General features: G+C 53.3%; 6 protein-coding genes, 2 pseudogenes and 1 riboswitch. Of the genes and pseudogenes, 1 reads left to right on the top strand and 7 read right to left on the bottom strand.

Features of this window, described 5'->3' with window-relative positions:
* The 7 genes and pseudogenes from I656_RS02315 to purE form a co-directional block, all read right to left on the bottom strand.
* Nucleotides 1-364 (bottom strand): annotated as a pseudogene (locus I656_RS02315) (phosphoribosylformylglycinamidine synthase II); the annotation flags it as partial.
* Nucleotides 348-1,034: a phosphoribosylformylglycinamidine synthase subunit PurQ gene (gene purQ, locus I656_RS02320; protein WP_020756421.1), complete on the bottom strand. Its 687-nt coding sequence runs from the start codon at nucleotides 1,032-1,034 to the stop codon at nucleotides 348-350. The pseudogene I656_RS02315 and the gene purQ, both read right to left, overlap by 17 nt.
* Nucleotides 1,031-1,285 (bottom strand): phosphoribosylformylglycinamidine synthase subunit PurS, encoded by a 255-nt coding sequence (gene purS / locus I656_RS02325; RefSeq protein WP_014194763.1) that lies wholly within the window; start codon nucleotides 1,283-1,285, stop codon nucleotides 1,031-1,033. The genes purQ and purS overlap by 4 nt, the downstream gene beginning before the upstream one ends.
* Nucleotides 1,273-2,001: a phosphoribosylaminoimidazolesuccinocarboxamide synthase gene (gene purC, locus I656_RS02330; protein WP_190300053.1), complete on the bottom strand. Its 729-nt coding sequence runs from the start codon at nucleotides 1,999-2,001 to the stop codon at nucleotides 1,273-1,275. Before purC ends, purS begins: the two co-directional genes overlap by 13 nt.
* 75 nt (nucleotides 2,002-2,076) lie before the next feature.
* Nucleotides 2,077-3,372, bottom strand: coding sequence for an adenylosuccinate lyase (gene purB / locus I656_RS02335; RefSeq protein ID WP_013144127.1), 1,296 nt, complete (start codon nucleotides 3,370-3,372; stop codon nucleotides 2,077-2,079).
* The gene (gene purK / locus I656_RS02340; protein ID WP_015373809.1) at nucleotides 3,369-4,517 is read right to left on the bottom strand and encodes a 5-(carboxyamino)imidazole ribonucleotide synthase; all 1,149 of its coding nucleotides are present in this window, start codon (nucleotides 4,515-4,517) and stop codon (nucleotides 3,369-3,371) included. The genes purB and purK overlap by 4 nt, the downstream gene beginning before the upstream one ends.
* Nucleotides 4,510-4,997 (bottom strand): annotated as a pseudogene (purE, locus tag I656_RS0116615) (5-(carboxyamino)imidazole ribonucleotide mutase). Before purE ends, purK begins: the two are co-directional and overlap by 8 nt.
* Nucleotides 4,998-5,107: 110 nt before the next feature.
* Nucleotides 5,108-5,209, bottom strand: a riboswitch (purine riboswitch).
* A gap of 150 nt (nucleotides 5,210-5,359) precedes the next feature.
* Here purE and I656_RS02345 point away from each other — a divergent pair.
* A partial coding sequence (locus I656_RS02345; protein ID WP_020756416.1) for a heat-shock protein occupies nucleotides 5,360-5,669 on the top strand: 310 nt, incomplete at its 3' end.

Below are 5,669 nucleotides of genomic sequence, written 5' to 3'. Positions count from 1 at the left end.
CGCGGATGATGCCGCCGACCCCGGTCGCCGCCCCTTGATACGGCTCGATCGCTGACGGATGGTTATGGCTTTCGATTTTAAACGCCACCGCCAGCCCGTCGCCAATATCGACAATGCCCGCACCCTCACCCGGCCCTTGCAGCACGTGCGGACCATCAGTCGGGAATTTTTTCAGCACCGGCTTCGAGTTTTTGTAGCTGCAATGCTCCGACCACATGACGGCAAAAATGCCGGTTTCCGTGTAGTTCGGCAGCCTCCCCAAAATCGCTTCAATGCGCGCAAACTCTTCATCTGTTAACCCCATCTCACGGTACAACTTTTGTTCTTTGATCATCGCCGCGCTCGGCTCAAGCAGTAACGACATGCGTCTCCCTCCAATAGTTGACGATCGATCGGAATAGTTTCAATCCGTCCGCGCTGCCGAGCAAGGCGTCGACCGCCCGCTCCGGATGCGGCATCATGCCGAGCACATTGCCCCGTTCATTGACGATGCCGGCAATATCCGCCAAGCTGCCGTTCGGATTTTCTCCATGGTAACGGAACACGATTTGCCGGTTCTTGACAAGGCGCTCGAGCGTCTGTTCATCGCAATAATAATTCCCTTCGCCATGGGCGATTGGAATTGTAATGACTTCGCCTTTTTCGTAGGCAGACGTAAACATCGTTTCATGATTTTCCACCGTCAGCTGGACCGGCCGGCAGATGAACTTCAACCCTTGATTGCGGCGCATCGCCCCAGGAAGCAAGCCGGCTTCAAGCAAAATTTGAAACCCGTTGCACACGCCAAGCACCGGTTTTCCGGCGTCAGCTGCCTGTTTGACGGCAGCCATTACTTTCGAAAAGCGGGCGATCGCCCCCGAACGCAAGTAATCGCCGTACGAAAAGCCGCCTGGAAGCAAAATGGCGTCAAAACGGTCTAGATCGTCCTCGTCATGCCAAACGTATTCGACCTCTTCGCCAAGTTCATCGGCGATCGCATGATACATATCGACATCGCAATTCGATCCCGGAAACACAACGACGGCAAACTTCATCGGGCGACGGCCTCCTCGATTTCATAGCGGTAGTCTTCAATCACCGGGTTGGCAAGCAGTTTTTCACACATCTCGCGAACGAGCTCGTTGATGTCGCGGTCGCTCTCTTCAATCACGAGCTCCATAAACTTCCCGATTCGTACATCTTTCACTTCCGTATACGATAAGCTGTGCAGCGCCCCTTTTACAGCGGTCCCTTGCGGATCCAACACACTTTCGCGCAGCGTCACATATACTTTTACCTTGTACATGCCGATTCTCCCCCTAATCGTTGTAAAATGACTTCATACGCCTCCGTCAAGCTGCCGAGATCGCGGCGAAACACGTCTTTGTCGAGCTTTTCGTTCGTCTTTGCGTCCCATAACCGGCACGTGTCCGGTGAAATCTCATCCGCCAAGAGGATGGCTCCGTCTGCTGTACGGCCGAACTCAAGCTTAAAATCAATCAACCGCACGTTCCGCTCGGCAAAATGGAGGCGCAGCACGTCATTCACCGCCAGCGCGGCCTGCTTCAGCGCGGCGATTTCCTCGCGGCTGGCGAGTTTTAAAATGAAGATATGATCTTCCAACAACAACGGGTCGCCAAGGTCGTCGTTTTTGTAATAAAACTCAACAAGCGGCGCCTCAAGCGGCGTCCCTTCCTCTAGACCGATCCGCTTGGCTAAACTTCCCGCTACCACATTGCGGACAACGACTTCAAGCGGGATGATCGTCACGCGCCGGACCAATTGTTCCGTTGGCGACAGCTTTTCAATAAAATGATTGGCAATGCCTGCTTCGCGCAGCTTCAAAAACAACAAGCTGGAAATCTCGTTATTGAGCCGCCCCTTGCCGGCGATCGTCGCCTTTTTTTCGCCGTTAAACGCCGTTGCGCTGTCTTTGTACTCGACCCAAAGCACATCTGGCTCGTCAGTCGCGTAAATTTTTTTCGCTTTCCCTTCATATAACAGCTGTTGTTTCGTCGGCACGATCAACGCCTCCGTTTATCCAGAAGATTGAAAATCTTTTGTATAGCCGGCCGGCTTCGACCAGCCGGCAGCCGCTCACTCCAACCCTAAGCGGGCAAAAATCGTATCGACATGTTTCAAATGATGACGATAATCAAAACAATCATCGAGTTCCTCTTTCGTCAGCCGGCTCATGATCCGCTCATCCGCTTCAAGAAGCGAGCGGAACGGCACTTGTCTCTCCCACGCTTCCATCGCTTTCGGCTGCACCAAATCGTACGCCTCCTCGCGCGTCATCCCCTTGTCGATCAAGGCAAGCAAGACTCGCTGTGAATAAATGAGCCCGAACGTGCGCTCCATATTTTTTTTCATGTTTTCCGGGTACACAAGCAAATGTTTCACGATATTCGCGAATCGGTTCAACATATAATTCAACGCAATCGTCGCATCCGGCAAAATGATGCGCTCGGCCGACGAATGGGAAATGTCGCGTTCATGCCAAAGCGGCACGTTTTCGTACGCTGTCACCATATACCCGCGGATGACGCGCGCCATGCCGGTCATGTTTTCCGAACCGATCGGATTGCGCTTATGCGGCATCGCTGATGAGCCTTTTTGTCCTTTGGCAAAAAACTCTTCGACTTCGCGGACTTCGCTTTTTTGCAAGCCGCGAATCTCGACGGCAAATTTTTCAATCGATGTCGCAATTAAGGCCAATGTCGCCATATAGTAAGCGTGGCGGTCGCGCTGCAGCGTCTGCGTCGAAATCGGCGCCGGCGTCAAGCCGAGTTTTTCACAAACATACTGCTCCACAAACGGATCCACGTTGGCGTACGTGCCGACTGCGCCGGAAATTTTCCCTACTTCCACCATCTTGGCTGCTTGTTCAAACCGCTCCAAGTTCCGTACCATCTCGGCATACCAAAGCGCCAGCTTCAGCCCGAACGTCGTCGGTTCGGCATGAACGCCGTGCGTGCGCCCCATCATGACCGTGTATTTATGTTCGCGCGCTTTCTCTTTCAGCACTTGAATGAAGTTTTCCAAATCACGCCGCAAAATCGCGTTCGCCTGCTTTAACAAGTAGCCGAGCGCCGTATCGACAACATCGGTCGACGTGAGACCATAATGCACCCATTTTCGTTCTTCCCCAAGCGTCTCAGAAACGGCGCGGGTGAAGGCGACGACATCGTGGCGCGTTTCTTCTTCGATTTCCTTAATGCGGTTGACGTCAAACGACGCGTTTTCACGCAGGCGGCGGACATCTTCTTTTGGGATGACGCCAAGCTCGGCCCACGCCTCGCACGCGAGCAGTTCCACCTCAAGCCATGCCTTAAAGCGGTTTTCCTCGGTCCAAATCGCTCCCATTTCCGGTCTTGTGTAACGTTCAATCATCCTCGTTCCAGCCTCCGATCATGCCAAATTTGCCACGATTCGATTCGCGCCAACGCCGCCTCGACATCGTCTGCCAGCACCGTCACATGCCCCATTTTCCGCTTCGGCTTCGCTTCGTGTTTGCCGTACAGATGGACGTAGGTCCCCCCGTCGAACGCACCGATATGCCGAATGACCGGCTCGACGTGCTCGCCTAAAATATTGACCATCACCGCCGGCTTCAACAATTCGGTCGATCCGAGCGGCCAGTTGCAAACAGCGCGGATGTGCTGGGCAAACTGCGACGTCGCGCATGCATTGATTGTATAATGTCCGGAGTTGTGCGGTCTAGGGGCCAGCTCATTAATATAAATATCCCCGTCCGCAGTCAAAAACATTTCCACCGCCAGCGTCCCAACGAGCGAAAACGATGCGGCCAACACTTCCGCGTAGCGAATGGCCCGCTCTTGCACGCTTTCCGGAATTCGGGCCGGAACGATCGTTTGATGCAAAATGTTCTCGACATGAACATTTTCCGCCACTGGAAAAACAGCCGTCTCACCATCGAGGTTGCGGGCGACAATGACCGACATTTCCTTCACAAACGGCACCCAGCCTTCCAAAATGCATGGGCCAAGCCCAAGCAAATCAGCCGCTTTGGCTAGATCGCCTTCGCCGCGCAGCACATATTGCCCTTTGCCGTCGTAGCCGCCGCGCCGCGTTTTCAAGACGCACGGAAAGCCGATCATGGCAACGGCCTGTTCCAACTCATCCCATCCGTCCACTTCCCTATACGGCGCCACCGGCAACCCGGCCTCCACAATCGCCGCTTTCTCCAACGCCCGGTCTTGTGTCACCGCCAGCAGTCGGCTTCCTTGCGGGACATAGGCGTTTGCCTCCAGCCACTCAAGCGCTCGCGCATCGATATTTTCAAATTCGTACGTAATGACATCGCTCACGCAGGCCAGTTCAGCGATGGCGTCCAAATCATGATAAGGCGCCGTAATCTCCACATCGGCCACTTGCCCGCACGGGGAGTCAGGCGTTGGGTCAAGCACGGCAATGCGAAAACCCATCTCGCGCGCCGCCAAAGCCATCATCCGCCCGAGCTGCCCCCCGCCGATGATGCCGATCGTCTGCCCAGGAACGATCCGTTGCTTAGTCAAATTGATCACTGCTTTCTACGATTTGTTTGCGAATCGCTTCCCGCCGAGCTTTGAGCGCCTCCATATAGCGTGGCTCAAGCAGTCCAAGAATCGATGCGGCGAGCAGTCCGGCGTTGGTCGCCCCCGCCTTGCCGATCGCCACCGTCGCTACCGGCACCCCGCCTGGCATTTGCACAATCGACAATAACGAGTCAAGTCCATTCAATGCTTTTGACTGCACGGGCACCCCAATCACCGGCAGCGTCGTTTTCGCCGCGATCATCCCCGGCAAATGAGCCGCCCCGCCAGCGCCGGCAATGATCACGCGGATGCCGCGCTCCTCGCTGTCTCCGCATACCGAAACATCTCATCCGGCGTCCGGTGCGCCGATACGACTTTTTTCTCAAACGGAACACCCAATTCCTCCAAAATGGCGCAAGCATGTTTCATCGTTTCCCAATCCGAATGGCTTCCCATGATCACCCCAACGAGCGGGCTCATACCGTTTCACTCCTTTTGCTAGCACAACAAAACCCAGAACATGCGTTCCCATCCGTAAACGAGGGAAAGCATCGTTCCGGGCTTTGACAGTTGCTGATCGAAAAAAAGCCAAAACCGATCCTTTCCCTCATAGTCCAATCATTTACGGTGATTGGGTAGAAACTTTTGGGCCATATTCCCAAAATTATATGAGGGATCTTCTCATACACTATGAAGTTACCTTTATAGTAGCAGGTTTTTTTTTCGGCGTGTCAAGGAAAAAATCGAACATTTAGTATTTCATCAAAGCAAATGTTCGTGTTTTTTGAATCACCAAACGAAGAAGGCGGCATATGATGAATGAGCGGAGGAGGAGAGACACGATGGCCAAAGAAAATCCGTTTACACCGTTTTCCGATTGGACAAAACATTGGCAGCAATTTTTTCAAAATGATTTTTGGGGAAGCATCCAGCCGTTGCTGCCGTCATCGAACAAGCCATCATCCGGTATGAACATTTACAAAAAAGACAACGAGCTGCTCGTTGTCATCAGCCTCCCGGGGCTCGAAAAAATCAAAGATGCAGAAGTGTATGTATCATACAAAACGTTGGAAGTGAAGGCAACCATTAATCTAAACTTCAAAGGGTTTGAGCTAGTAGAAGAAGGCCTTTTCCAAGGCCAATTCCAAAAAA

The organism is Geobacillus sp. WSUCF1 (genome assembly GCF_000422025.1).
GTDB classification, from domain to species: domain Bacteria; phylum Bacillota; class Bacilli; order Bacillales; family Anoxybacillaceae; genus Geobacillus; species Geobacillus zalihae.
Note: the sequence above shows the minus strand (reverse complement) of the source record. Positions and strands in the feature narration are given on the sequence as shown.